Raw genomic sequence first — 26,000 nt, 5'->3', positions numbered from 1 at the left:
TCCTGGTCGTCCTCACCGTGCGTCGGCCCCCTGCTGGTGGAGCCGTCCCGGACCTGCGGACGACCCCCGCGACCCCGACCGTTCCCGGTCTCTCCACGTGCCTCCACGGTACTCCACTTCCCTCCACCACGCTCTTGTCAAGAGGCCAAGTTCACCCGTCCGGTGAGCGTCTGCGCAGGTCAGCGCGGTGGAGGGAAGTGGGGCACGCGGCGCGTCACGACGCCGCGGAAATCGTTCGCCGCGCCCGCATCTCCGGACGAACCGGGGACAACTCCCCCAATCCGACGGCGGGTCGACGCCCGTGGAACGCTCCGGGTGCGCCGGGGGGAGGGAAGTGGGGAGGACGGTTCCCGTCACCCGCGGGTGACGGGCCGTGCGGCCGTTCGGGTGGTGCGGCCTACCGCGGGTCGCGGGTGAACGTCGCCCACCGGGGCGTCCGCGTGCGTACGCTCGTCCCAGTCCGCCGAGGGAGTCGCACCCATGCAGTCACTGCCGTCACCTGACGAGCTCGCCAGGCTCGTCGACACCACCACCCGCCTGCGCGCCGGCATCGAGTCGGTCGTCACCGGCCGGCCGGACCTGGTCCGCACGTCGCTGGCCGTCCTGCTGGCCGAGGGCCACCTGCTCCTCGAGGACGTGCCCGGCGTCGGCAAGACGACGCTCGCCAAGGCGATCGCCCGGAGCATCGACGCCCAGGTGGGGCGCATCCAGTTCACGCCGGACCTGCTGCCCAGCGACCTCACGGGCGTCAACATCTTCCGCGCCCAGACGCACGAGTTCGAGTTCCGGCCGGGCCCGGTGTTCGCGCACGTCGTCATCGGCGACGAGATCAACCGGGCCTCCCCCAAGACCCAGTCCGCACTGCTGGAGTGCATGCAGGAGGCGCAGGCCACCGTCGACGGCCGCACCTACCCCCTGCCGCGGCCGTTCCTCGTCGTCGCCACCCAGAACCCGGTCGAGATGGAGGGCACCTACCCGTTGCCGGAGGCACAGCGCGACCGCTTCATGGCACGGCTGACCGTCGGCTACCCCAGCGTGGAGTCCGAGCTCGACATGCTCGACCTCCAGGAGGACGCCGACCCCTTCGCGCGGCTGCGTCCCGTCACCGACGCCGCCGAGGTCCTCGGCTTCATCGGCGTCGCGCGCCGCCTGTACGCCGCACCGGCGGTCAAGCGGTACATCGTCGATCTCGTCACGGCGTCCCGCGCGGACACCGGGCTGCGTCTCGGCGCCTCGCCCCGCGCCTCCATCCAGCTGCTGCGCGCCGCCAAGTCGCTCGCCGCGATGGCCGGCCGCGACCACGTGCTCCCCGACGACGTCCAGGAGCTCGCCGTCCCGGTCCTGGCGCACCGCCTGGTGCCGAGCACGGAGTCGCGGCTGTCCGGCCGCACGACGCAGGACGTCGTCACCGACATCGTCGCGCGCACAGCCCTGCCGGCCGCCGAGCCCCTGGCCCGGGCCCGGCGCGCGCTGGGCTGATGAACCGGCGTCCCACGCCGCGCGGCTGGGCGCTCCTCGCCGCGGGCGTCGTCGCGACCCAGCTCGCCGTCGGCCTGGGGTCGATCGACCTCCTGCGCCTCGGCGTGCTCCTCCTCGCCGTGCCCGTCACGGCGCTCCTGGCAGAGATCGCGCTCGACGCCCTGCGCGGTCGGCGCGGCCTCGAGGTGCACCGCGACGTCCGCCCCGACCCGGTGCACGCGGGCGAGGACGCCGACGTGCGCGTCGAGATCCGCGCGACCGACCGCGCGGGCCGCGCCCGCCTCGCGAGCCTGCGCTTCTCCGAGCAGGCCGCCGTCGAGCTCTCCGGCGGGCGGGCGCTGCGGGCACGTGTGGCACGACGCGCCGACCACGCGACCGTCCGGTACCCCGTGCGGGCCACCCAGCGCGGCCGCTGGCCCCTCGGCCCCCTCGTCATCACACGGACCGACACGTTCGGCGTCGTGCGGTCCCGCACGACGCTCGGGTCCGAGTCGCAGGTCGCCGTGTGGCCGGCCGTCGTCGCCCTGCCGGCGCCCTCCGACGTCCTCGTCGGCGAGCCCGACCGCGTCGCGCTGGGCGCCCGGACACCGTCCACCGATGACGCGAACCTGCGGGACTACCGCGAGGGCGACGACCTGCGCCGCGTGCACTGGCGGTCGAGCGCGCGGCGCGGCACGATGCTCGTCCGGTCCGACGAGCGGGCCGGCATGCGGCCCGTCACGGTGCTGCTCGACCTGCCCGTGCGCGCCGCCACCACCGAGTGGACCATCTCGCTCGCCGCGTCGATGGCGCTCGCCATGCTCGAGACCGGGCACCCCGTGCGGCTGGCGGCCGGCGACGCGGCCGCCGTCACGGCCGCGCGCGTCATGCACGGGGCAGCCCCGTACGTCCACGCGCGACAGGGCCCCGAGTCGCGGGCGGCCCTGCTCGACCAGACCCTCGACCTCGCCCCGGCGCGCACGTCCACCGAGGCGGAGGGCGCGCTGCTGGACGCCGTCCGGGTCCTCGACACGTCCCAGGCCGCCGGCGAGCTCGTCCTCGCCGTGGTCGGCCCTCTCTCGCCGGCCGGCTGCGCCGCGCTCACGCACCTCGCCGACGTCTCGCAGGGCTGGGCCCTGGTGCGCACCGACGGGCGGCACGCGGGCGACGCCCGCGACGCCCGCCACACCGCCGGCGTGCTGCGCCGCTCCGGCTGGCGCGTGGCCGAGGTGACGACCGGCGAGGACCTCGTCGAGTGCTGGCTGCGGCTCCTCGGGAGCGCACGGTGAACGCCGCACCCGAGCAGGGCGCACGCGCGGTCCTGGGCACGCTGCTGTGCGTGCTGGCGACCTGGACGAGCCTGCTCGCCCTCACGAGCGTCGTCGACGGTCGGCGCTGGTTCGTGGCCGCGTGCGCGGCCGTCCTCGTCGTGGCCGCGAGCACGGCGCTCGCCCGTGCCGCGGTGCGCCACTGGTGGGCCCCCACGGTCGTCGGGCTGGTCGTGGCGCTCCTGGGAGTCGTCCTGCGGTACGGGGCGCCTCCCGGCCGCCCGCAGTTCCTGCCCGACCTCGACGCCGTCGGCCGCGCCTGGGCGACCGCCCGCCAGGGCGCCACCGTCATCTCCGAGTCGTTCGTGCCCATGCCCGACGTCCGTCCCGGCGAGATGCTCATCGTCGTCGGCGCACTGGCCGCCTACCTGCTGCTGGACGCCGTCGTGCTGGCGCTGCGCGTGCCGGCGGTCGGCGGACTCCCGCTGCTCACGCTCTGGATCCCCGGGATCGTGCTCGGGTTCCCGGCGGGAGCGGCACCGGTCTTCTGGGCGGCCATCGGCTTCCTCGCGCTCCTCGCCTACGGCGCAGCCCCGCTGCACGCTCACGCGGGGCGGCTGCAGCGCGTCGCCACGGCCGCCGTGGCCGCGGTGGCGCTCGCGGGCGCCGGCGTGGTCGCCGGACCACCGCTCATGGGCGTGCCCGGGTGGGCCAGCGTCGCACTGCCGACGTTCGGCGACGGCCCGGTGGGTCCGCTCGAGCTCAGCGACGACCTCGACCTGCGCGAGAGTCTCGGCTCGCGCTCGTCCCAGGTCGTGCTGCGCTACCGGGTCACGGATCCGGCCGCCGCGGAGGGCGACGAGGACGCGACGTCCGACGACGGCGGCGCGCCGCAGGGCGACGCCGGCACCACGGCGGACGGGCGGACGCCGGCCTCGTCCACCGCGAGCCCGACCCCGTCCCCCACGGCCCCCGCCCCCCCGGTGGTGGACGCCCGGCTCGTCGGGCCGCTGCGCGCGTTCACCATGGCGACGTTCGACGGGCGCTCCTGGGAGCGCACGGACGCCGACGAGCTCGAGGTCTGGGACCCGGCCCGCCTCCTGACGTCGGACCCGCTCCTGCGCGGCTCGGCTCCGGACGCGGCTGCGGGGACGCTCGCCCAGGTGGATCTCGAGGTCGGCGCGCTGCGGGAACGACGCCTGCCGGTCAGCACGTTCCCGCGCACCGTCGCCGTGGACGGCGCGTGGGGGTACGACCCGCTGCGTGACGAGGTCGTCGGGCAGCGCGCGACCGGGGACGGTCTCACCTACTCGATGCTCGTCCAGGTGCCCACGCTGACCAAGGACGACCTGCGGAACACCCCGGTCGGCACTCCCCCGGACGCCGAGCTCTACACCACGGTGCCGCCGACCGCGCACGCCGAGGACATCGCCGCGCTCGCGGCAGAGGTCACCGCCGACGCGTCCACCCCGTACGCCCGGGCGGTCGACCTGCAGACCTGGCTGCGGTCGGTCGCGAACTTCACGTACGACACGCGCGTGCCACCTGCCCGCTCGTCCGACGCGGTGTGGGACTTCCTCGAGGACCGCCGCGGGTACTGCGTGCAGTTCGCGACGGCGATGGCGATGATGGCCCGCACGCTGGACATCCCGTCCCGGATCGGCGTCGGCTTCCTCCCGGGCGAGCGGGCCGAGGACGGCTCGTACGTCGTCACCGGACGTCTGGCGCACGCGTGGCCCGAGCTGTACTTCGACGGTCTCGGGTGGGTGCGGTTCGAGCCGACTCCCGCCACGCAGACCGGGCCCCCGCCCGTGTGGGCCGACCCGTTCACCGGCATCACCGCGCCCGGCTCGCGACCGGACGAGATCGGTGCGAACCCGCCCGCGGCCGCACCGACGGGCGTGCCGACGGCGCCGACCACCGGGTCGCCGGGGGCTGCCGACGGCCAGGAGGCGTCGTGGGCGCCCGCGGCCGTCACCGTCGGTCTCGTCCTGCTCGCCGGCGGGGGGGTCGTGACCGCGCTGCTGCTGGTCCGGCGGCGACGCCGACGCGTGTCGACCCCGGAGGCCGCGTGGTCGGCCCTGCGGCGCGACCTCGCGCGGGTCGACGTGCGGTGGTCGGACGCGACGAGCCCTCGCGGCGTCGTGCGACTCGTGCTGGCCGCCGTCGAGACCCGCAGCGGTCACGAGCTGGAGGGACCTCCGGCGCAGGCGCTCGATCGGCTCGCGCACGTCGTGGAGCGCGCACGGTACGCGCCGACACCCGCCGAGCACGACGCCGCGATGCTCGACTCCTGGGTCAGGGAGGTCCGCGACGGTGTGCGGGCGGCGCTGGCGCAGGACGCGGGACGCACACCGGTGACCACGAGCGCGCGGACCACGGTCGGCTGAGGCGCGGCGGCGCTGCCGAGGCTTGCCCGACGGGCACACCGCGATCAGCGCGAGAGCGCGGCGGCAGCCTGTGTACGCCGGGACGGCCGTGTGCGCCGGGACGCCTGCGCGCCGGGACGGCCGCGTACCGGGAGGGTCGCGGGCGGCAGCGAGAGCCCGACGTCCGGCCGGTGCCCGCCGGGTGACGAGGTGAGGTCAGCGACCGTCGCCGTGCCGACGGCGGTCCCAACGCTCCTCGAGGCGCGACATGAAGCCCTGCTTCTTCGACGCGGCGGGGGCCCGACGGACCGACCCGTCGGCGGCCACGGTGCCCTGGGGCCCCGTGCGCTCGGTGCGCGGCGTCGCGAAGGCGAACGCGACCGCGGCGAACATCACGACGAAGCCGATCGCGCCGACCCACGCCTGCGACGACGCTGCGCCGACGACGAGCAGCAGCAGACCGACCGCGGCCCCGACGCCCGCGACGACGTAGCGCCTGACGTGGTGTCGACCACCGCGTCGCGTCAACGTGTTGGCGAGTCGAGGGTCGTCAGACGTCAGCTGGCGCTCCATCTGCTCGAGCACGCGCTGCTCGTACTCGGAGAGTGGCATCCCGACCCCCGTCGCACTCCGGTGGACTGTGTGGCCTCAGGATAGATCGGCTGACACCAAGGTGGGTAGTCGAGCGACCGTCGGCAGGGCGATCATCATGCGGTACGGACCTGTGCCCGCGCCACTGCTGGGCGCGTGTTCACGAAGGATTCACCTGCTCGCAGCGAGTGGGAGGTTGTCGACCGACGCCGCATCGGCCGTGAGAGCGTCCCGCACGGCGTCCACGAGGTCCTCCGCGGCGCACAACGCGCGCTCCGCCCGGGCGGCGGTGACGAGCTCGAAACGGCCCGCGTCGACGGCCGAGCGCAGCGTCGCCGACTGGGCGAACAGGGCCGACAGCAGGTGGAGCTCGGGCGCCACGACGTCGAGCATCCCCCACACCGTCCGGGGCGCACCCCGACCCGACGGTCGACCACGGGCGGCCACGAGCGCCGCACCGGCACGCAGGGCCGCGAGGTGCGCGTGCGAGAACCTCTCCCACGGCTCACCGGAGAACTGCGCGGCCAGGAGCTCGTCGTCAGCCCGCCCCAGCAGCTCGGCGGTCTGCGGCAGGATCGTCGCCACCGGCAGTGTGCTCACCCGACCCGTCATCCGTCCCACCTCCTGTCGCGGCGGTTCGTCCGCCGCCTCCATCTTCGAACCCATGTTCGAACACGTCAATCCCCCGGTCCCGCTGCGGGCTTCGGCGACGGGCACGCGCGTCGGGCACGTACCGTGACCGGGTGGCAGCCCGACGTCGTGACCCATCGTCCCGCCGACCACCGACATCCCGGTCGGCTCCGGCCGCACCGCCGTGGCCGCACGGTCCGGTCGCGGTGTCGACGGGAACGGCCGAGGTCGTCCCCGAGCCCGGACGTCCGCGCGCGGCGACCCTCCTCGTGAACGGCGTCCCGAGCTCGTTCGTCGACCTCGACGACCCGGGCCTGCTGGACTTCGAGTACATGCAGCAGGCGGCCGCCGTCGTGCAGGTCGTCGCCGAGCGTCGCTCCGACCTGTCGGTGCTCCACCTGGGCGCGGGCGGCTGCGCGCTCGCGCGCGCCGTCGCGCACCGGCACCCGGCGGCGCGCCAGCTCGCCGTCGAGCTCGACGGCGAGCTCGCCCGGCTCGCGCGCACATGGTTCGACCTGCCGCGCGCACCGCGGCTGCGACTGCGCACGGGAGAGGCGCGCGCGGAGCTGACGCGCCTGCCGGACGCGACGTACGACGTCGTGGCGCGGGACGTGTTCGCGCACGACCGCACGCCGGAGCACCTCACCACGGTCGAGTTCGTGCGCGAGGCCCACCGCGTGCTGCGGCCGGGGGGCGTCTACGTCGCCAACTGCGCGGACCGTCCGCCGCTCACGCTGGCGCGCGCCGAGCTGGCGACGCTCGCGACCACGTTCGCGCGGATCGGCGTCGTCGCCGAGCCGTCGCAGCTCAAGGGCCGGCGCTACGGCAACCTGCTGCTCGTCGCGACGGACGACGCGGACCTGCTCGACGACACCGGCCTCGCACGCACGCTGCGCACGCTTCCCGTCCCCGCCCGGCTGCTCACGGACGCCGACGCGCGCACGCTGGCCGGACCGGCGCTCCCGCGGTACGACGCCGACCCCGACCCGGCAGGCCCGGGCGACGCGAGCAGCTCGCAGCGCGACTGACCCCCGGCCACAGGGAGCACCCGGACACGGCACAGGACCGCCCCCGTCGGGGTGCGGTCCTGTGCGTCGCAGGCCCGGCCGTGGCCGGGAGGTGTCACAGCGGGCGGACGTGCTCCGCCTGCGGACCCTTCTGCCCCTGCGTGATCTCGAACTCCACGCGCTGACCCTCGTCGAGCGAGCGGTAGCCCTGCGTGTCGATGGCCGAGTAGTGGACGAAGACGTCGGCGCCGCCGTCGTCCTGGGCGATGAACCCGAAGCCCTTCTCGGCGTTGAACCACTTGACCGCGCCCTGTGCCATGTCCCGCATCCTTCTGTCCCACCAGGTGAGCACCGTGGGCCCGGTGCCCGCGGCGCGCCGCAGTGCCTCACGTCCCGCACCCGGTGGTCCGGCCCCCGCCGCTCCGGGGACCCGAGGGTCCTCCGCCCCACGCACCCCGGGAGGGTGGCAGGCAGCGGGCCGGTCGAGCGTCCGTACGTCACTGCGACGGCTGCATCCTTGCACGCCAGGTGTGGCGTACGCCACGTGATGTGGACGTCCGTCCCGCGCTCCTCGACAACGATCAGGTCACGACGCCACCGCTCACGCGGGCGACTGACCGCCGTCGGACGTGCCCGTCTGCTCGGCGAGGAACCGCTCGAGCTCGGCGCCGATCTCCTCGGCCGTCGGCAGGTCGGTCGTCTGCGCGAGCAGGTTCGTGCGCCCGACGCTGCGCGTGAACGCGTCGTACTGCTCCTCGAGCGCCTGCACGACCGCCGCGACCTCGCTCGATGCCTCGACCTGCCGCTCCACCTCGCGCAGCGCCTCCGCGGCGACCGGCTCGAGCGCGGCCACGCCGAGGTCGAGCCCGGTGGCGCGCTCGACGTGCCGCAGCCCTGTGACCCCCGCGGAGGGGAACGGCGACTGCGCCAGGTAGTGCGGTACGTGCACCGCGAAACCCATCGCGTCGTGGCCGGACTCCCCCAGGCGCAGCTCGAGCAGCGCGGACGCGCTGGCCGGCACCTGGACGACGCCGAAGAAGGACGTGTGGTCCGCGACGAGCTCGGCTCGCGTCGCGTGCGCGGTCACCGACACGGGCCGCGTGTGCGGCACCCCCATGGGGATGCCGTGCAGACCGACGACGAGAGGCACGTCGAACCGCTCCACGACCTGGCGCACGGCCACCACCCAGCGCTCCCACTGCAGGTCCGGCTCGACGCCGTGCAGCAGCAGGTACGGCACTCCCTGGGCGTCCTCGAGCAGGTCGACGACGAGCTCCGGCGCGGCGTAGTCCGTCCAGCCCGCGTCGAATGTCATCACGGGGCGACGTGAGCGGTAGTCGACGAGCTGGTCGACGTCGAACGTCACGAGGCGCTGCCCGCTGCCCGACCCGACGAGGTGATCCACCGCGACCTGGCCGGCGTGCCCGGCGTCGACGAAGCCCTGCAGGGCGTGCACGAGGACGGGGCCGACGCCGCGCCGCGCCGCGTGGTCCACGCGCTCGGCGGCCTCGACGTCCACGTCGTAGATCTCCCGGGGGTCCAGCATCGTCAGTCCACTCGCCTTCCGTCGGTGCTCGAGCGGTACAACAGCCCGAGCCCGACGTCTCTTCCCCGACCGCCGTCAGCGTCCCGGGAGGCGGACGACCTCCACGAAGAACTCGTCGATCTGCCGCACGACGTCGATGAACCGGTCGAAGTCGACCGGCTTGGTCACGTAGGCGTTGGCGTGCAGCGAGTAGCTGCGCACGACGTCCTCCTCGGCCTCGGACGTCGTCAGCACGACGACCGGGATCGAGCGCATCCGCGCGTCCGACTTCATGGCCTCGAGCACCTCGCGCCCGTCCATGCGCGGCAGGTTCAGGTCGAGCAGGACGAGGTCCGGCGTCGGGGCGTCGGCGTGCTCGCCCTCCTTGCGCAGGAACTCCAGCGCGCTCACGCCGTCGGCCACGACCGACAGCCGGTTGCGCACCTTGTTGTGCTCGAACGCCTCGCGCGTCATGAGGACGTCGCCCGGGTCGTCCTCCACCAGCAGGACGTCGATGACCTTCTGGTCCACCATGTCAGCTCCGCTCCTCGTCCCCGCCGCGCGGGGTCTCGTCCTCGACCACCGGGAGTGTCCACCGGATGGTGGTGCCCTCGCCGTCGGTGTCCGGGATCCAGATACGCCCGCCGTGGTGCTCGACGATCTTCTTGCACAGCGACAGGCCGATGCCCGTGCCGTCGTAGACGTCCTTGGCGTGCAGCCGCTGGAAGATGACGAAGACGCGCTCGGCGTACTGCGGGTCGATGCCGATGCCGTTGTCGCGCGCCTCGATCTCCCACGCGTCGTCCGTCCGCCGAGCCGAGACGTGCACGCGCGGCGGGCGGTCGGGGTGCCGGAACTTCACGGCGTTGCCGACGACGTTCTGGAAGAGCTGCACGAGCAGGCGCTCCTCCCCCATGACGACCGGCAGCTCGTCGTGGGTGACCGCCGCGCCCGCCTCGTCGATCCGTTCCGAGAGCTGGTCCTGCGCACGCTCGAGCGCGGCGGCGAGGTCGACCGGCACCACGTCGCCGGCCACGCGCCCGACGCGCGAGAAGCCGAGCAGGTCCTGGATGAGGCGCTGCATGCGCTTGGCGCCGTCGACCGCGAAGTCGATGTACTGGTCGGCCCGCTCGTCGAGCTGGCCGCTGTACCTCTTCTGCAGCAGCTGCGTGAAGCTCGCGACCTTCCGCAGGGGCTCCTGCAGGTCGTGCGACGCGACGTAGGCGAACTGCTCGAGGTCGCGGTTCGACCGGCGCAGCTCCTCGGCCTGCTCGGAGAGACGCTGGTGCGCCTCGGTGATCTCCTCGCGGGAGGAGCGCAGCTCCGCGAGCTGCGTCACCAGGCCCAGGCGCATCTGCTCGACGTCCGCGGCGAGCTCCTCGAGCTCACCGGGCCCCTCGACGCGCACGACGTGGCTCAGGTCGCCGTCGGTCACCGCGCGGCTCGCCTGGCCGAGCTGCGTGACCGGCAGCAGGACCCAGCGGCGCAGCGCGAACCACAGCGAGGCACCGGCGACCACCGCCGCGACGACGAGCAGCAGGACGAGCCCGCCCGTGGCGGAGGTCCAGGTGGCGAGCTCGTCCACGGCGCCCGCGCGGCTGTCGCGGACCGCCTGCACGTACGACTCCGCGGCGGCGCGGGCGTCGTCGAACAGCACACGCCCGGCCTCGACCTCGGCCGTCGAGACCGTCGCACCGCCCTCCTCGCGGACCCGGGCGACGGTCGGCTCCGCGAACTCGTCGTACCAGCGCGCCGCGGCAGCGGCGGCCGCGCGCGCCCTCGCGACGAGCGCACCGTCCGGCACCTCGCCGGCGAGCTCGTCGGCGAGGTCGGAGAACGTCACGCCCGACTCGCGGGAGCGGTGGTAGGGCTCGAGCGCGGTCTCGTCCTGGGTGAGCACGTACCCTCGCACCGAGGTCTCGGCGTCGAGCAGGCGCATGTACGCGGCGTCCGCGCCCGTGACCGCGTCGAAGTACGGCCCCGTCACCGCCTCCTGCGACTCCAGCGCACGTGCCAGCACGAAACCGGACAGCACGAGGACCACGCCCAGGAGCCCACCGCCCGCGACGAGCAGGAGGTTCAGGCGGCGCCGCAGCGTCGTCGACCGTCCGCTCGTCGCCCGCGCGGCGCTCACCCGCCCCACCCGACGAGCACGACGGCCGCGTCGTCCACGAGGTCGCCACCGTGCCGCGCACGGACGCCCGACAGCAGCATGCCGACCACCGGGTCCTCGTCGGGCCGCACGGCGCCGTCCGTCTCCACGTCCCCCCGCAGCGTCCGGTCCGCGACCTCCAGCAGGCCGGCCTTGCCGAGCCGCTGCGTCCCGTCACCCACCGTCGCCTCCAGCAGACCGTCCGTGTAGAACAGCAAGCGCCACCGGTCCCCGAGCTCCAGTCGCTCCGCGGGCCAGCCGCCACCGACGGGGATGCCGAGCGCGCGCCCGCGCTGGCCGGCCGGCAGGAGCGCGGACGGCGGTCCCAGGCGCAGCGGCACCGGGTGGCCCGCGAGGTAGAGGTCGGCGGTGCGCCGGTCGGGGTGCACGGCCAGCATCGAGACGGTCGTGAAGATCTCCGGTCGTGCGCGCTCGGCGGCGAGCACACGCTCGAGCAGCTCGAGGATCTCGTCGGCGCCGATGCCCGCCAGCACGAGCGTGCGCCAGGCCGTGCGCAGCGTCGCGCCGAGCGCCGCCTCGTCCGGGCCGTGTCCGCACACGTCCCCGACCATCACCAGCACCGTGCCGTCGGGGCGCTCGACGACGTCGTAGAAGTCGCCCCCCAGCAGCCCGTCGCGACCCGCGCGGTAACCCACGCGGACCTCGAGCCGCGGGTCGCGCACGGCGGGCGTCGGCAGCAGGGCGCGCTCGAGCCGGGTGGTCTCCGCCGCGCGCACCAGGCTCTGGTAGAGCGCGCGCCCCGTGTCCTCGAGCCGCCGCCGCTGCACGGCGTAGCGCACGGCGCGCGCCAGCAGGTCGGGGCCGACGTCCCCCTTGACGAGGTAGTCCTGAGCCCCCGCGGCGACCGCCTCGACGCCGGCGTCGGTGTCGGACAGGCCCGTGAGGACGACGACGGGTGGTGCCCCCGCGGCCAGCACGCGCTGCAGCGCACCCAGCCCCATGGCGTCGGGCAGACCGAGGTCGAGCAGGACGCAGTCGGACGCGGCGAGGTGGGACAGGGCGTCGTCGACCGTGCGGACCCACACGGTCTCGTGGGGAAGCCCGCCGTCCTGCAGGTGCTCCCGCACCAGGACCGCGTCGCCCTCGTCGTCCTCGACGACGAGGATGCGCAGCACCGTGTCGTCGTCCTCGGGTGCGCCGGACCGCACGACGTCGTCGCGTGCCGCAAAGCCGTGCACATGCGTCCCTTCGTCCGGTGTCGACGCACTGTAAGCCAGGACGCGGCCTGCGACGAGCCGGGGGCACCCGTCCGCGCGTCGCGCGTGCGCCGCGGGCGTCGCGTCGGCGGATAATGGACGGCCGCCCGCGAGGGTGGGGCGTCCCGCGGCCGCGCGGGACGGTGCGACCGGGCGTGCGACCCGGCGTGTCGGAGGTGGGCGGGCCGGTGGCAGCGAACGACAGCGAGCTCGCGGGCGAGCAGCAGGTCGTCGACCGTCTGTACCGCCGACTCGACGAGCTGCGGGCGCAGTCCCGGCAGCGGCTGGCCGCCGTCCGGCGAGCCGGGCCGTCGGGCTCGCCGCAGAACCGTTCCGAGCGCGACGCGTTCGCGACGCTGTACGAGGACCGGGTGGCGCAGCTCGAGTCGGTTGAGGACCGGCTCGCCTTCGGCCGTCTCGACCTGCACGACGGCGAGCGCCGGTACGTCGGCCGGATCGGGCTGACCGACGAGGAGCAGTCGCCGCTGCTCACGGACTGGCGCGCCCCGGCGGCCCAGGCGTTCTACCGCGCGACCGCCGCGCACCCCGACGGCGTCGTGCGGCGCCGCCACCTCGTGACCTCCGGACGGCAGGTCACGAGCCTGGAGGACGACGTGCTCGACCTCGACGCGCTCGTCAGGTCGGGGGTCGACCCGCGGTCGCTCGCCGGGGTCTCCGGCGAGGGTGCTCTGCTCGCCGCCCTGGGCGCGGCGCGCACGGGCCGCATGGGCGACATCGTCGCCACCATCCAGGCCGAGCAGGACGCGATCATCCGCTCCGAGCTGACCGGAGCGCTCGTGGTGCAGGGCGGCCCCGGCACGGGCAAGACCGCCGTCGCCCTGCACCGCGCCGCCTACCTGCTGTACGCGCACCGCCGCGTGCTCGAGCGCTCAGGCGTGCTGATGGTCGGTCCCTCGCGGACGTTCCTGCGCTACATCGACCAGGTGCTCCCCTCGCTCGGCGAGACGGGCGTCGTCACGGCGACGGTCGCCGACCTCTTTCCCGGTGTGGCGGCGCGCGGCACCGAGCCGGCGGAGGTGGCCGAGCTCAAGGGCCGCACCGTGATGGCCACGGTCGTGCGGCGGGCGGTCCGCCAGCGCCAGCGCGTCCCGCAGCAGCCCACGAGCGTGCGCGTGGACGGGCGCACGGTCGTCGTGCGCCCGCGCGACGTGGCCGACGCGATCGCGCGGGCCCGCCGGCAGAACCGCCCCCACAACCAGGCGCGCGTGACGTTCGTCCGCGACATGCTCGCGCGGCTCGCGGAGCAGTACGTCCAGCAGCTCGGGTGGGACGTGGCGCCGGAGGACCGTGCGGAGATCGTCGAGGACCTGCGCACGACGCGCGAGATCCGGATCGCCCTGAACCTCGCGTGGATGCCCCTGACGCCGCAGGGCCTGCTCACCGACCTGTGGACCAGACCGCACCGCCTCGCGGCCGCGGCGCCCGAGCTGTCGCCGCGCGAGCGCGCGCTGCTGGCGCGGCCGGCCGACGCCGCGTGGACGCCGGCCGACGTGCCGCTGCTCGACGAGGCGGCCGAGCTGCTCGGCGAGGACGACCAGGCCGCCCGCGCGCAGGCGCGAGCGGACGCCGAGCGGCACGCCGCCGAGATCGAGTACGCCCGCCAGGTGCTGCGCAGCACGGGCGCCGGCGACCTGGTCTCGGCGGAGGCGCTCGCCGGGCGGTTCGCCACGTCGGGCCCGTCGCTGACGACGGCGGAGCGCGCCGCGGCCGACCGCACGTGGACCTACGGGCACGTCGTGGTCGACGAGGCGCAGGAGCTGTCCGCGATGGCGTGGCGGGCACTGCTGCGCCGCGTGCCGACACGGTCGTTGACGATCGTCGGGGACGTCGCGCAGACCTCCTCCCCCGGCGGCACCCGGGACTGGGCGGCGATGCTCGACCCGCTGCTGCGCGGCTCGTGGCGGCTCGCGGAGCTCACCGTGAACTACCGCACGCCCGCCGTGGTCGCGCAGGCGGCCGGCCGCGTCGCGGAGGCCGCCGGTCTGCCCGTGAGCCCTCAGACCTCGGCCCGGGACGTGCCGGACGCGCTGACGAGCGAGCGCGTGGCCGCCGAGGACGACCTCGCGACCGCGGCGGCTGCCGCAGCACGGCGGCGCGCCGCCGAGGTGGCCGAGGTCTCCGGGGCGGGGAGGGTCGCGGTCGTCGCGGTGGCCGGCCGGACGTCCGCCGTGCGGGCCGCACTGGCCGCGGCAGGCGTCGAGGCACCCGAGGGCGAGGCCGTGGACCTGCACGCGCCGCTGGTGGTGCTGACACCGGCGCAGTCGAAGGGCCTGGAGTTCGACGTGGTGGTGCTCGTCGAGCCTGCCGAGGTCCTCGCAGCGTCGCCGGGGGACCTGTACGTCGCGATGACGCGGCCCACGCACGCACTGCACGTCGTGCACCTGAGGGACCTCCCGGGGCGGTTCGACGAGCCCTCCTGAGGCTCCGCGCACCGGCGCAGTGCAGTCACGTTGTGGCGTCATACATGTCACAGCAAACGTTTAGCACCGTTGACGGTCGTCGCGCGGCCGTCGCATGGTCCTGCCCTGCACCGGGTGTTCATCGCGGATTCACCCGGGCGTCACGTGCCCGTAGGAGGAACCCCAGGGGGAACACCGCACATGGACCAGCTCGTGCTCATCGGCGCCGACCTCGCAGCGATCGGGCTGCTCACGTGGACGTACTTCCGCCGGCACCGCCGACGGGACCTCGTCGTCGCCTTCCTCGGGGTCAACGTCGGCGTCCTCGCGGTCGCCTCGACCCTCGGCTCCGCGTCCATCGGCGCCGGGCTCGGGCTCGGGCTCTTCGGCGTCCTGTCCATCATCCGGCTCCGCTCCACGGAGATCGACCAGCGCGAGGTCGCCTACTACTTCGCGGCACTCGCCCTCGGCATCCTGGGAGCGCTTCCCGGCCCGGCGCTCTGGCAGTCGCTGGCCTTCATGGCGCTGCTCCTCGCGGCCGTGCTGCTGGCCGACCACCCCCGCGTCATGCGACGCCACCAACGTCAGGAGCTCGTGCTCGACGGCGCGGTGCTCGACCGCGTCGCGCTCGTCGCCCGCCTCGAAGGACTGCTGGGCGCGCGCGTCCACCACGTCGCCGTGCAGCGCGTGGACCTCGTCAACGACACGACATGGGTCGACGTGCGCTACGAGTCGGTCGCACCCACCCGTCGTCGAGGGCACGCCCAGGACGCCCGCGACGCCCAGCGCACCACGACCTCGAGCGCCGTCTCGTGACGGCCGCCGTCGAGGGCCGCACCATGACGGCCGACGCGGAGGACCGCGACGGGACGACCCGCCGCGGCCGGCGCGTCGGACAGGAGGACGTCGAGCGCGGCATCGCGTCCAGCGGCAACGCGCTGCTGTCCGGACCCGTCGGGCAGCTCCTGCCGATCGGGCTCGACGAGCTGGTCGAGCGCGCCGAGCTGCTCACCCGCGTCGACCGCAAGTACGTGGTGCCGCTGCAGGACGTCGCAACACTCGTGCGGCTCCTGCCGCCGGGTGCGCAGGTGCTCGAGATCGGGGCCCGACGGCTCTTCGAGTACGAGTCCGTCTACTTCGACACGCCGGACCTGCTCGCGTACCACCTCGCCGCGAGGCGCCGGCGGCGTCGCTTCAAGGTCCGCACCCGCACCTACGTCGACTCCGCGCTGTGCTGGGTCGAGGTCAAGACGCGCGGCGCGCGCGGCACCACGGTGAAGGAGCGCGTGCCGCACCTGCTCGACGAGCGCGCGGCGCTCGACGGCGCCCTGCCCTTCGTCACCGCCACGCTCGCAGCTCGTGGCATCACCGGCGTCGACGCCCTCCAGCTGGCGCCCGTCCTCGTCACGCGCTACCACCGGGCGACGATCCTGCTGCCGGATTCCGACAGCCGGCTCACGGTCGACGTCGACCTCACGTGGCACGACGGCCGGCGTCCGCTAGAGATGCGCGGGCTCGCGGTCGTCGAGACCAAGACGGGGTCGACCGCCTCGGCCGCCGACCGACTCCTGTGGTCCGCGGGGCACCGGCCCCTGCGGATCTCGAAGTACGCGACGGGCCTCGCGGCGCTGCAGCCCGAGCTGCCCGCCACCCGGTGGCGGCGCACGCTGCGGCGCCACCTCCTCGCGCCGCACTGACCGCGCGCCTGCACCACCCCACCGCAGCACCCCCCGCACTCCGTCCACCCCCAGGAGACCCTCATGCCCGGACGGTCCGACCGCGCACGCACGGCCGGAGCTCTGGCCGCCGCACTCGCCCTCGCCACGCTCGCCCCCACGTCCGCCATGGCGGCTCCCCCGGGCACCGCGGGCGCCGTCGGGGAGGAGGTCGGGGTCGCGTTCTCGACGACGGGCCGGGTCTTCAGCGGGTCGCTGCAGATCGGCCTGTCGACGTCCGTGCCGGGTGCCGAGGTCCGGTACACCACGGACGGCACCACGCCGACCCTCTCGTCGCCGGTCGCCTCGGGGCCGCTGACCCTCACGCGCAGCACCGAGGTCCGCGCGCAGGCGTTCGTGGCCGGGGCTCCCACCGGCGAGCCCACGTCGCAGCGGTACGTCGCGAGCAACGTCACGACGCGTCACGACCTGCCCGTGCTCGTGCTCGACTCGCTCGGCAAGGGCGTCGTCGGCGACGACGCCCACGCGGCGGCGGTCGTCGAGCTGCAGCCGCGGGGGGGCACGACGAGCCTGACCGACGAGCCCGCGCTCGTCACGCGTGCCGGGTACCGCCTGCGCGGGCAGTCGAGCCGCATGTTCGACAAGAAGCCGTACCGCCTCGAGCTGTGGGACGACGAGGGCGACGACCTCGACCAGCCGTTCTTCGGCATGCCCGCGGAGTCCGACTGGGTGCTGCGCGGGCCGTTCTCCGACAAGTCGCTCGTGCGCGAGGCGCTCACCCTGGACCTGGGCCGCGAGCTCGGCCTGCACGCACCGCGCCACCGCCTCGTCGAGGTCTACGTGAACGACGACGCGCAACCGGTCGCGGCGAACGACTACCGCGGCGTCTACCTGCTCGAGGAGACGATCAAGAACCAGAAGGACCGTCTCGACCTCAAGAAGCTCGACCCCGAGGACGTGACGTCGCCGCGCATCGAGGGTGGCTACATCATCAAGGCCGAGTGGCTCGCTGCCGAGCAGCCGCTCATCCCCTGCAGGGGCACGTCGCGCTGCTGGAGCGACCTCGAGGTGCACGACCCGGACGACCTGGTGCCCGCACAGCTCGACTGGATCGCCGGGTACGTCGGCCGCGTGAACGACGCCCTGCACTCGTCGAACCCCGCGGACCCGCAGACCGGCTACCCCGCGCTGATCGACGTCGAGTCGTTCGTCGACCAGGTGATCGTCAACGAGCTCAGCCGTGACATGGACGCCTACTTCCGCAGCCAGTACTTCTACAAGGACCGCGGCGGGCTGCTCACCGCGGGGCCGCTGTGGGACTTCGACCTCACGTACGGCGTGGGCGGCTTCTTCGGCAACGACCAGGTCTCGGGGTGGCAGTACCAGCAGTCGCGCCAGAGCCCCGCGCCGCTCGACTGGTTCTCGGTCCTGATGTCGGACCCCGCCTTCGTCAACCACGTCAAGGTGCGCTGGCAGGAGGCGCGCCGCGGACCGCTGTCCGACGCGGCCCTCCGCTCGCGGATCGACGACCTCACCGCGCCCCTCGGCGGCGCCGCCGCGCGCAACTTCCAGCGCTGGCCGAACCTCACGACCCGGCAGATCGGCCCGTTCGTCACGCCGACCGCCGGCACCTGGGAGGGGCAGGTCGCACACCTCGAGGACTGGCTGCTGCGCCGCGCCGCGTGGCTCGACTCGACCGCCGCGTGGGGCGGGCCGACGGACCCGCTGCCGACGCCGAGCGCGACGCCGGCGCCCAGCGCCACACCCACGCCGACGCCGACCCCGACGCCCAGCACCACGCCCACGCCCACGCCCACGCCCACGGTGAGCCCGACCCCGAGCCCCACGCCGACGCGCAGCGTCACACCGTCGCCGACGCCCGTCCAGGGCGGTCAGGGCTGCACCGCGACACTGCGCACCGTGTCGTCCTGGCCCGGCGGGATCCAGGGCGAGGTCACGGTGACCGCGGGCGCCGCGGCGCTGCGCGGGTGGGCCGTGACGCTGACGCTGCCCGCGGGCGTCTCCGTCGCGCAGGTGTGGAACGCCGGCCTCACGGGTTCGTCGTCGACCGTCACGGCACGCAACGTCGACTGGAACGGGACGCTCGGGGCGGGCGCCTCGACGACGTTCGGGTTCCTCGGCTCCGTGACCGGGTCGCTCGAGGGCGTCACGCTCGCCTGCACCGCGGCCTGAGCGCGCCGCCCGGGCCGCCCGCACAGCGGCCCGGGTGCCGGCGCGGGCGTCGTCGTCCGCACCTCGGGACGGCTTTGGTCCGCACCCCGGGCCGGGAGCACCATGGGGCGTGCCCACCGCCCTGCTCCTCGAGAACCTCCACCCCCACGCCCGGACGATCCTCGAGTCCGCCGGCTTCGACGTCGTGACGCGCACCGGCGCGCTCGACGAGTCCGAGCTGATCGAGTCGCTCGCCGGCGTGCAGGTGCTGGGGATCCGGTCCAAGACCAACGTCACGGCAGAGGTCCTGGCTGCCGCGCCCGACCTGGAGGTCGTCGGCGCGTTCTGCATCGGCACCAACCAGATCGACCTGCATGCCGCCGCCGGCCACGGGATCGCGGTCTTCAACGCACCGTTCTCGAACACGCGGTCGGTCGTCGAGATCGCGATCGCCGACATCATCTCGCTGACCCGGCGTCTCACGGTGTTCGACCGCGAGATGCACGAGGGCGTGTGGAACAAGTCCGCGACCGGAGCGCACGAGGTGCGCGGGCGCACCCTCGGCATCATCGGCTACGGCAACATCGGCACCCAGCTCTCGGTGCTCGCCGAGAACCTCGGCATGTCGGTCGTCTTCTACGACACCGCCGAGAAGCTCGCGCTCGGCAACGCCCGGCGGATGAGCACGCTCGACGAGCTGCTCGAGACCGCCGACGTCGTCACGCTGCACGTCGACGGCCGCGCCGGCAACGCGGGCATGTTCGGTGCCAAGCAGATCGCCCGCATGAAGCCCGGGTCGATCTTCCTCAACCTCTCGCGGGGGTTCGTCGTCGACTACGCCGCGCTGCGCGACGCCGTCCTGTCGGGGCACGTCGCCGGTGCAGCCGTCGACGTCTTCCCCGTGGAGCCCAAGCGCAAGGGCGACCCGTTCGAGTCCGAGCTGCGAGGCCTGCCGAACGTCATCCTCACGCCGCACACCGGCGGCTCGACCGAGGAGGCGCAGGAGGCGATCGGCCAGTTCGTGTCGAGCAAGATCCGGGACTACCTGACGACCGGCTCGACCAACCTCTCGGTGAACCTCCCGAACCTCGCGCTCGACCAGCGTCCGGACGCACACCGGGTCGCGTACCTGCACCGCAACGTGCCCGGTGTGCTCGCGACCGTGAACGCCACCCTCGCCGACCACGGCGTCAACATCGAGGGACAGCTCCTCGCGACCCGTGGTGAGCTCGGCTACGTGGTGACCGACGTGTCCGCGCCCGTGGCGGACGACGTCGTCGACGTCCTGTCGGGCCGGCCCGAGTCGCTGCGTCTGCGGCTGCTCGACTGAGCCCGGACGCCGCCGAAGACGCCGACGGGGCCGCGCAGCACCTGTGCTGCGCGGCCCCGTCGCGTCATGGGGTGAGCCGTCGGCGTCAGGCCGACCCGGACTTGCGCTGGAACCGGCGCTGGGTCGGTCCGCTGGTCTCCGCCCCGTGGACGGCGCCGGTGTTCCGGCTCCCGTCCGCGGTGGGGTGCGCCTGCGCCTTCTTGCGCTCGAGCGCGGCCCGGAACTTCTCCTTGGCCTCCTCGCTCACCGCCGAGGGCTGGTCGTGCTGCGTCATGTCATCGTCCTCCGCTCGCCGACGTCGTCACCGGCGGTCCCAGCCTGGTCGACGCACGGCGGACACGCCAGCCCATTGCCTCGGCGCGCCGGGAACGGCACGGGTCAGGCGGTCGGGCCGCCCTGCACCGGGTCGCCGGGAGCGGCGTCCGCGCGTCCGGCGCGCAGCCCGGAGATCGCGGACTCGAAGTCCTCGAGCGAGTCGAACGCCTGGTAGACGCTCGCGAACCGCAGGTAGGCGACCTCGTCGAGCTCGCGCAGCGGGCCGAGGATGGCGAGCCCGATCTCGTAGGCGTCGATCTCTGCGGAGCCGGCGGTCCGGAGGTTCTCCTCGACCTTCTGCGCGAGGAGCGCAAGGTCGTCCTCACTGACGGGACGCCCCTGGCACGCCTTGCGCACGCCGTTCGCGATCTTCTCCCGACTGAAAGGCTCGGTCGCCCCCGAGCGCTTGACCACCGACAGGCTCGCCGTCTCGATCGTCGTGAAGCGACGGTGGCAGCTCGGGCACTGGCGCCGACGGCGGATCGACGAGCCGTCGTCCGAGGTGCGCGAGTCGACCACGCGGGAGTCGGGGTGCCGGCAGAACGGACAGTGCACAGCGAACCTCTCGGCCGGACACGGGTGAGGTCCGTCACGGGGTACCCGCGCGGACGCACGCGACGCTAGGCGGTCACGCCCGTCACCGCAACACACGGTGCACGCCCCGCAGCGCTGCCGGCGGCGACGCGAGCGCTCAGCCGACCGGCACGACGATGGTCTGCCCGGCCTGCAGCCCGCCGGATGGGAGCCGGTTGAGCTCCATCAGCCGCAGCACCACGTCGCGCACGTCCTCGCCGGGTGCCGCCACCTCGGCGGCGATCCCCCACAGCGTGTCACCCGAGGCCACCACCACGCGCTGCACCTCCACCGCCCGCGACACCGGGCCGTCGGCCTGCGCCGACAGGGCGGCGCCGCCGACGGCCACCGCCAGCGCGGCACCCAGGCCCCAGACGACTGCACGACCGCGACGCGTGAGGCGCAACGGGCGCGGCGGCTCGACGACGCCCCCCCTCCGGTCGGCGTCGCGCCGCGGGCGCGGTGCTGCCCCCCGCAGAGCCGGTGCCATCACGGTCGCGCCCATGTCGCGCTCCTCTCGTCGGTCGTCCTGCCGTCCGCCCCGTAGGTCCAGCGGGTCGAACACCTGTTCGTCGCACGTCTGTACGATGTCTACCAGACGCCGCCGACATCCGTCGAGACACGCTCGAACAGATGTTTGATCGCACCGCTACCCACCTCTAGGGTGAGCCGTGCGACGAGTGCACCACCGACCTCCGACATCGCACCGCCGGACCCCCGTGCACGGCCCTGACCAGGACCGGCGCGAAGCCGGCCGGGGTGTCCGCGGTGCCCGTCGCGCGTGGCGCCCGCCAGGGCCCGTGCGGAGCGACGGCAGGAGGCGCAGTGGACGTGCAGGACGGCCCGACGACGCAGGACGCGCCGCGCGCGGGGACGACGGTCGCGGCGGTCGACGCCGACGAGGTGCCCGGCGACGGGCTGACGGCCCGCCAGCGACTGGTCCTGGAGACCGTGCGGGCGTCGGTCGAGCAACGCGGCTACCCGCCGAGCATGCGCGAGATCGGCGACGCGGTCGGCCTCACGAGCCCCTCGAGCGTCAAGCACCAGCTGACCGCACTCGAACGCAAGGGCTACCTCCGGCGGGACCCGCACCGGCCCCGGGCGATCGAGGTCGTGCAGCCGGACGACGCTCGCACGGTCGCCCCGTGGACGTCGCGCCCGGACGGGCCCGCGGTCGACCCCGACACGCCCGAGCGCGACGGCGCACCGGCACCCTCGTACGTGCCGGTCGTCGGGCGCATCGCGGCCGGTGGCCCGATCCTCGCGGAGCAGGTGGTCGAGGACGTCTTCCCGCTGCCGCGTCAGCTCGTCGGCGAGGGCGAGCTCTTCCTGCTGAAGGTCGCGGGCGACTCGATGATCGAGGCGGCGATCTGCGACGGCGACTGGGTCGTGGTGCGGCGCCAGCCCGTCGCGGAGAACGGCGAGATCGTCGCCGCGATGATCGACGGCGAGGCGACGGTGAAGACCCTCAAGCGTGTCGACGGCCGCGTCTGGCTGCTGCCCCACAACCCGGCGTACACGCCGATCGACGGCACCGACGCCACGGTCCTCGGGCGTGTGGTGAGCGTGCTGCGCAGCCTGTAGGCGTGCGGGCCCCGGTCGACCGGCGCATGCTGGGACGGCGCGCCGGAACGACCGGGGCGCCACGAGCACCCCCGGGAGGCACCGTGCCCCGACGACAGGACCCCGGCCCCAGCGTGAAGGACCCCGAGCTCTACGAGAGGCTCCGCGAGGACGGCAGCAGCAAGCAGAAGGCCGCGCGCATCGCGAACGCGGCCGCCGCACGCGGCCGGTCCGCCGTGGGCCGCAAGGGTGGGCGGTCCGGCGACTACGAGGACTGGACGGTGGCGGACCTGCGCCGGCGCGCGGCCGAGATCGGGATCGACGGTCGCTCCCGGATGCGCAAGTCCGAGCTGATCGACGCCCTGCGCAGCCACTGAGGTCCGGCCGGTCCCGGTGCGCACCGGGACCGGCCGGACGTCAGAACCCGAATCGTCGCGCGACCGAGCGCACCGCCTCGGCGGAACGCCGCATCCCCAGGACCTCGTCGGACGACATCGGGATCTCGAGCCGCTCGAGCACGCCCTGCGACCCGACGATCGACGGCACGCTCAGGCACACGTCCGACATGCCCAGGTAGTCGTCGAGGAGCGACGAGACGGGCAGCACCCGGCGCTCGTCCTTCAGCACGGCCTCGATGATGCGGGAACCCGCGAGCGCGATCGCGTAGTTCGTGGCGCCCTTGCCCTCGATGATCCGGTACGCCGACTCCACGACCTCCCGGGCGATGGCGTCCCGCACCTCACGCGTGAGGGCACCGGTGCCACCGGTGCCCTGCCAGTCCAGGATGGGCACCGACCCGATGCTCGCCGAGCTCCACAGCGGCAGCCCGGTGTCGCCGTGCTCGCCCGCCACGTACGCGTGCACGTTCTGCACGGCGACGCCCGTGTGCTGCGCGATGAGGTACCGCAGCCGCGAGGAGTCGAGCACGGTCCCGGACCCGAAGAGCTGCGACGGCGGCAGGCCGGAGATCTTCAGCGCCGCGTACGTCACCACGTCGACGGGGTTGGTGACCATGACGTACACCGCGTTCGGCGCCACCTCGACGAGACCGGGCAGCACCTTGCGGACGAGGGAGATCGTGGCCTCGGCCAGGTCGAGACGTGACTGCCCGGGCCGTTGCTTCGCCCCGGCCGTGAACATCACGACGTCGCAGTCCGCCATGACCGCGACGTCGTCGGACCCCACGACCTCGGCCATGGACATGAACTGGATACCGTGCGCGAGGTCGAGCACCTCGGCGTCGACCTTGGCCTTGTTGACGTCGAGCAGGGCCACGGTGCGCGCGGCGCCGCGCATGAGGGACGCGTAGGCCATCGTCGACCCGACGGCCCCGGCTCCGACGATGCCCAGCTTCGACGTGCGGCGTGGCACGGACGGCGTCGGGACGAGGGCGAGCTCGTCGCCCTCGGTGGTGTCGACCATGGTCTGTCCCCTCATCACGGGCGTGGAGCTCGGGAAGTCGACGCGGGCCCGCCCGGTACGGCACGCGCGGTCACGAGTCTAGTGGTCCGCGGCCAGCCGTCGCAGCGCGGCGACGACCAGCTCACGGTCCGTCGTGCGCCAGAACGGCGGCATCGAACGCTGCAGGAACTCCCCGTAGCGTGCCGTGGCCAGCCGGGGGTCGAGCACGGCCACGACGCCACGGTCGTCCCCCGAGCGCACCAGCCGTCCCGCGCCCTGCGCGAGCAACAGGGCCGCATGGGTCGCGGAGACGGACATGAACCCGTTGCCCCCCGCCGCCGCGACCGCGTCCGCGCGGGCCGACCGCACCGGGTCGTCGGGCCGCGGGAACGGGATGCGGTCGATGACGACCAGCCGGCACGCGGGGCCGGGCACGTCGACGCCCTGCCACAATGAGAGCGTCCCGAACAGGCACGTCCGCTCGTCGTCGGCGAAGCGTCGCACGAGGGTCGGCAGCTGGTCGTCGCCCTGCAGCAGCACCGGCACGTCGAGCCGCTCCCGCATCGCCTCGGCCGCGACGGTCGCCGCGCGCCGTGACGTGAACAGGCCGAGCGTGCGGCCACCGGCCGCCTCGACGAGGGTCGCGATCTCGTCGAGCTGCGCGTCGGTCGCCGGCTCGCGCCCCGGCGGTGGCAAGCGGCGTGCGACGTAGCAGATGCCCTGCCGCGGGTAGTCGAAGGGGCTGCCCACGTCGAGCCCGCGCCAGCGCGGCACGTCGTCCGTGGGTGCGGGCGGCGCCGGGACCTCGAGCGTGCCGTCGTCCGCCGCGCCCGTGCCCGGCAGCACGACCGGTCCCACGGGTGCGGCGTCGGGCCGCACGGCGAGCCCGACCGACCGTGCCGCGGGCTCGAAGGACCCGCCCAGCGTGAGCGTCGCCGACGTCAGTACCGCCGTGCGCCCGGTGAGCAGGTGGCTCCGGACCAGCCCGGCGACCGCGAGCGGAGCGGCGTGCAGCCGGGTCGTCGTCATGCCGCGGCGGTCCTCGCCGCGCGCGCACCACATGACGGTCGACGCGTTCTGCTCGGGGTCGGCCGCCATGCGCTCGGCGACCTCGAACAGCGCCAGCATCGCCGAGACGGCCATCTTGCGGCCGCCGTCGTCGCGCGTGCTCGCGTCGGGCTTGAGCGCGGTCAGGAGGGTGCGCGCCGCGTCGCGGACGGCCGCGACGGCCAGGTGCACGTCCGCGGGCAGACCGCGCGGGAAGCGCCCCTCGGGCAGCGGCACGATGACGCTCGCGAGGTGCTGCGCGGCCGTGTCGAGGTCGGTCGTCGGGATGCCGCCGTGGCGCCTTGCGAGCCGTGCCGCGTGCTCGATCGTCGCGGCGGAGAGCTCGGCGGTCGCCTGGGCGGTCACCCGGTCGGCGAGCTCGTGCGCCTCGTCGACGACGAGCACCTGGTGCTCCGGCAGCACGCCGGGCGACCCGGACGCCGCGATGCCGAGCATGGCGTGGTTGGTGACGACGACGTCGGCTTCGCGCGCACGTGCGCGCGCGGCCTCCGGGAAGCACTCGGCGAGCATCGGGCACACGCCGCCGAGGCACTCCATCGCCGTGACGGACACCTGGCGCCACGCGCGGTCGGAGATGCCCGGGACGAGGTCGTCGCGGTCACCCGTGGCCGTCTCCTGCGCCCACTCGCGCGCACGCACGACCTGCTCGCCGAGCGACTCGCGCACGCTGTCGCCCTCATCGGCCGGCGGTGGGTGCTCGGCGGCGCCGGCACGCTCGGGGACGTCGAACAGCGTGCCCTGCTCGTCCGCGGGGTAGCCGCCGGCGAGCTTGTGCACGCAGAGGTAGTTGTGCCATCCCTTGAGCAGGGCGATCTGCGCCGGCCGCGGCAGCCGGTCGGCGAGGGCCGTGGTCACCAGCGGCAGGTCGCGCGTGAGGACCTGGCGCTGCAGCGCGAGCGTCGCCGTCGAGACGACGACCCGCTCGTCCGTCTGCACGGCGTGCCGGACGGCCGGGACGAGGTAGCCGAGCGACTTGCCTGTCCCGGTGCCCGCCTGCACCAGCAGGTGCTCTCCCGTGCGCAGCGCGTCGGCGACTGCCTGCGCCATCCGGTGCTGCCCGTCGCGCCGCCGCCCCCCTCCGAGGGCACCGACCGCGAGGTCGAGGAGCTCGTCGACCTCGGCGCGTCCGTGCGCCGCGCGTGGGTCGGTGACGCCGACGGCCGTGGCGGACGACGGATCGGGCTCGGGCACCGCGTCAGCGTAGTCGGATCCGCCCACAGCCAGGCCACGCGCCGTCGGCGGGTGCGCGCCGGTCGTCGGCGACG

The 26,000-nt window shown here is 74.5% G+C and carries 23 protein-coding genes; 11 read left to right on the top strand and 12 right to left on the bottom strand.

Annotated elements, in window-relative coordinates:
• The first annotated feature begins 480 nt into the window (after positions 1-480).
• The 3 genes from CFLA_RS08000 to CFLA_RS07990 are packed head-to-tail and all read left to right on the top strand — an operon-like array spanning position 481 to position 5,116.
• Positions 481-1,479 (top strand): AAA family ATPase, encoded by a 999-nt coding sequence (locus CFLA_RS08000; RefSeq protein ID WP_013116818.1) that lies wholly within the window; start codon positions 481-483, stop codon positions 1,477-1,479.
• On the top strand, positions 1,479-2,747 hold the full coding sequence (locus CFLA_RS07995) for a DUF58 domain-containing protein (RefSeq protein ID WP_013116817.1): 1,269 nt from the start codon (positions 1,479-1,481) through the stop codon (positions 2,745-2,747). The genes CFLA_RS08000 and CFLA_RS07995 overlap by 1 nt, the downstream gene beginning before the upstream one ends.
• Positions 2,744-5,116, top strand: coding sequence for a transglutaminase domain-containing protein (locus CFLA_RS07990; protein ID WP_013116816.1), 2,373 nt, complete (start codon positions 2,744-2,746; stop codon positions 5,114-5,116). Before CFLA_RS07995 ends, CFLA_RS07990 begins: the two co-directional genes overlap by 4 nt.
• A 195-nt stretch (positions 5,117-5,311) precedes the next feature.
• On the opposite strand, the gene CFLA_RS07985 is transcribed toward CFLA_RS07990, so the two are convergent.
• The gene (locus CFLA_RS07985; protein WP_013116815.1) at positions 5,312-5,707 is read right to left on the bottom strand and encodes a DUF3040 domain-containing protein; all 396 of its coding nucleotides are present in this window, start codon (positions 5,705-5,707) and stop codon (positions 5,312-5,314) included.
• A 150-nt stretch (positions 5,708-5,857) separates the two neighbouring features.
• Positions 5,858-6,298 carry an SAV_6107 family HEPN domain-containing protein gene (locus CFLA_RS07980; RefSeq protein WP_013116814.1) on the bottom strand — a complete coding sequence of 147 codons (441 nt, stop codon included), beginning with the start codon at positions 6,296-6,298 and terminating at the stop codon, positions 5,858-5,860.
• 224 nt (positions 6,299-6,522) lie between these two features.
• On the opposite strand from CFLA_RS07980, the gene CFLA_RS07975 reads away from it, so the two are divergent.
• Positions 6,523-7,344, top strand: a complete 822-nt coding sequence (locus tag CFLA_RS07975) for a spermidine synthase (RefSeq protein WP_245530320.1) — start codon at positions 6,523-6,525, stop codon at positions 7,342-7,344.
• A 94-nt stretch (positions 7,345-7,438) separates the two neighbouring features.
• On the opposite strand, the gene CFLA_RS07970 is transcribed toward CFLA_RS07975, so the two are convergent.
• The 5 genes from CFLA_RS07970 to CFLA_RS07950 form a co-directional block, all read right to left on the bottom strand.
• Complete coding sequence (locus CFLA_RS07970) at positions 7,439-7,642, bottom strand: cold-shock protein (protein WP_013116812.1); 204 nt, start codon at positions 7,640-7,642, stop codon at positions 7,439-7,441.
• Between the two features lie 282 nt (positions 7,643-7,924).
• Positions 7,925-8,869: a proteasome assembly chaperone family protein gene (locus CFLA_RS07965; protein WP_013116811.1), complete on the bottom strand. Its 945-nt coding sequence runs from the start codon at positions 8,867-8,869 to the stop codon at positions 7,925-7,927.
• Positions 8,870-8,944: 75 nt separating this feature from the next.
• Complete coding sequence (locus CFLA_RS07960; RefSeq protein WP_013116810.1) at positions 8,945-9,382, bottom strand: response regulator; 438 nt, start codon at positions 9,380-9,382, stop codon at positions 8,945-8,947.
• Position 9,383: 1 nt separating this feature from the next.
• Positions 9,384-10,982 (bottom strand): sensor histidine kinase, encoded by a 1,599-nt coding sequence (locus tag CFLA_RS07955; RefSeq protein ID WP_013116809.1) that lies wholly within the window; start codon positions 10,980-10,982, stop codon positions 9,384-9,386.
• Positions 10,979-12,199, bottom strand: coding sequence for a PP2C family protein-serine/threonine phosphatase (locus tag CFLA_RS07950; protein WP_013116808.1), 1,221 nt, complete (start codon positions 12,197-12,199; stop codon positions 10,979-10,981). Before CFLA_RS07950 ends, CFLA_RS07955 begins: the two co-directional genes overlap by 4 nt.
• 206 nt (positions 12,200-12,405) lie before the next feature.
• Between CFLA_RS07950 and CFLA_RS07945 the strand changes: the two genes are divergently transcribed.
• The 5 genes from CFLA_RS07945 (at position 12,406) to serA (ending at position 19,815) form a co-directional block, all read left to right on the top strand.
• Positions 12,406-14,658, top strand: coding sequence for a HelD family protein (locus CFLA_RS07945; RefSeq protein WP_013116807.1), 2,253 nt, complete (start codon positions 12,406-12,408; stop codon positions 14,656-14,658).
• 180 nt (positions 14,659-14,838) lie between these two features.
• Positions 14,839-15,453, top strand: coding sequence for a DUF4956 domain-containing protein (locus CFLA_RS07940; RefSeq protein ID WP_013116806.1), 615 nt, complete (start codon positions 14,839-14,841; stop codon positions 15,451-15,453).
• On the top strand, positions 15,450-16,334 hold the full coding sequence (locus CFLA_RS07935; RefSeq protein ID WP_013116805.1) for a polyphosphate polymerase domain-containing protein: 885 nt from the start codon (positions 15,450-15,452) through the stop codon (positions 16,332-16,334). Before CFLA_RS07940 ends, CFLA_RS07935 begins: the two co-directional genes overlap by 4 nt.
• Positions 16,335-16,397: 63 nt before the next feature.
• Positions 16,398-18,506, top strand: a complete 2,109-nt coding sequence (locus tag CFLA_RS07930) for a CotH kinase family protein (protein ID WP_013116804.1) — start codon at positions 16,398-16,400, stop codon at positions 18,504-18,506.
• A 109-nt stretch (positions 18,507-18,615) separates the two neighbouring features.
• Complete coding sequence (gene serA / locus CFLA_RS07925) at positions 18,616-19,815, top strand: phosphoglycerate dehydrogenase (protein ID WP_013116803.1); 1,200 nt, start codon at positions 18,616-18,618, stop codon at positions 19,813-19,815.
• 85 nt (positions 19,816-19,900) lie between these two features.
• Here serA and CFLA_RS07920 read toward each other — a convergent pair whose 3' ends face one another.
• From CFLA_RS07920 to CFLA_RS18985, 3 genes are all read right to left on the bottom strand, one after another.
• Complete coding sequence (locus CFLA_RS07920) at positions 19,901-20,089, bottom strand: DUF5302 domain-containing protein (protein WP_013116802.1); 189 nt, start codon at positions 20,087-20,089, stop codon at positions 19,901-19,903.
• A 104-nt stretch (positions 20,090-20,193) separates the two neighbouring features.
• Positions 20,194-20,685: a transcriptional regulator NrdR gene (nrdR, locus tag CFLA_RS07915; protein ID WP_013116801.1), complete on the bottom strand. Its 492-nt coding sequence runs from the start codon at positions 20,683-20,685 to the stop codon at positions 20,194-20,196.
• 136 nt (positions 20,686-20,821) lie between these two features.
• The gene (locus tag CFLA_RS18985) at positions 20,822-21,208 is read right to left on the bottom strand and encodes a LysM peptidoglycan-binding domain-containing protein (protein ID WP_013116800.1); all 387 of its coding nucleotides are present in this window, start codon (positions 21,206-21,208) and stop codon (positions 20,822-20,824) included.
• 320 nt (positions 21,209-21,528) lie between these two features.
• Between CFLA_RS18985 and lexA the strand changes: the two genes are divergently transcribed.
• Complete coding sequence (gene lexA / locus CFLA_RS07905) at positions 21,529-22,287, top strand: transcriptional repressor LexA (protein WP_013116798.1); 759 nt, start codon at positions 21,529-21,531, stop codon at positions 22,285-22,287.
• An 83-nt stretch (positions 22,288-22,370) separates the two neighbouring features.
• Positions 22,371-22,643 carry a DUF7218 family protein gene (locus CFLA_RS07900; protein WP_013116797.1) on the top strand — a complete coding sequence of 91 codons (273 nt, stop codon included), beginning with the start codon at positions 22,371-22,373 and terminating at the stop codon, positions 22,641-22,643.
• 40 nt (positions 22,644-22,683) lie between these two features.
• On the opposite strand, the gene CFLA_RS07895 is transcribed toward CFLA_RS07900, so the two are convergent.
• On the bottom strand, positions 22,684-23,688 hold the full coding sequence (locus tag CFLA_RS07895; RefSeq protein ID WP_013116796.1) for an L-lactate dehydrogenase: 1,005 nt from the start codon (positions 23,686-23,688) through the stop codon (positions 22,684-22,686).
• 78 nt (positions 23,689-23,766) lie between these two features.
• Positions 23,767-25,926: an ATP-dependent DNA helicase gene (locus CFLA_RS07890; protein WP_148234314.1), complete on the bottom strand. Its 2,160-nt coding sequence runs from the start codon at positions 25,924-25,926 to the stop codon at positions 23,767-23,769.
• Between the last annotated feature and the right edge of the window lie 74 nt (positions 25,927-26,000).

Origin of the sequence: Cellulomonas flavigena DSM 20109, assembly GCF_000092865.1 — a bacterium.
GTDB lineage: Bacteria > Actinomycetota > Actinomycetes > Actinomycetales > Cellulomonadaceae > Cellulomonas > Cellulomonas flavigena.
This window is presented reverse-complemented; position numbering and strand designations above follow the sequence as displayed.

Excerpts from the sequence above, each read along its gene's own strand:
- CFLA_RS08000 (WP_013116818.1), top strand. The coding sequence starts at position 481 with ATGCAGTCACTGCCGTCACCTGACGAGCTCGCCAGGCTCGTCGACACC.
- CFLA_RS07995 (WP_013116817.1), top strand. The coding sequence starts at position 1,479 with ATGAACCGGCGTCCCACGCCGCGCGGCTGGGCGCTCCTCGCCGCGGGC.
- CFLA_RS07985 (WP_013116815.1), bottom strand. The coding sequence starts at position 5,707 with ATGCCACTCTCCGAGTACGAGCAGCGCGTGCTCGAGCAGATGGAGCGC.
- CFLA_RS07980 (WP_013116814.1), bottom strand. The coding sequence starts at position 6,298 with ATGACGGGTCGGGTGAGCACACTGCCGGTGGCGACGATCCTGCCGCAG.
- CFLA_RS07970 (WP_013116812.1), bottom strand. The coding sequence starts at position 7,642 with ATGGCACAGGGCGCGGTCAAGTGGTTCAACGCCGAGAAGGGCTTCGGG.
- CFLA_RS07965 (WP_013116811.1), bottom strand. The coding sequence starts at position 8,869 with ATGCTGGACCCCCGGGAGATCTACGACGTGGACGTCGAGGCCGCCGAG.
- CFLA_RS07960 (WP_013116810.1), bottom strand. The coding sequence starts at position 9,382 with ATGGTGGACCAGAAGGTCATCGACGTCCTGCTGGTGGAGGACGACCCG.
- CFLA_RS07940 (WP_013116806.1), top strand. The coding sequence starts at position 14,839 with ATGGACCAGCTCGTGCTCATCGGCGCCGACCTCGCAGCGATCGGGCTG.
- CFLA_RS07930 (WP_013116804.1), top strand. The coding sequence starts at position 16,398 with ATGCCCGGACGGTCCGACCGCGCACGCACGGCCGGAGCTCTGGCCGCC.
- CFLA_RS07920 (WP_013116802.1), bottom strand. The coding sequence starts at position 20,089 with ATGACGCAGCACGACCAGCCCTCGGCGGTGAGCGAGGAGGCCAAGGAG.
- CFLA_RS18985 (WP_013116800.1), bottom strand. The coding sequence starts at position 21,208 with ATGGGCGCGACCGTGATGGCACCGGCTCTGCGGGGGGCAGCACCGCGC.
- CFLA_RS07895 (WP_013116796.1), bottom strand. The coding sequence starts at position 23,688 with ATGGTCGACACCACCGAGGGCGACGAGCTCGCCCTCGTCCCGACGCCG.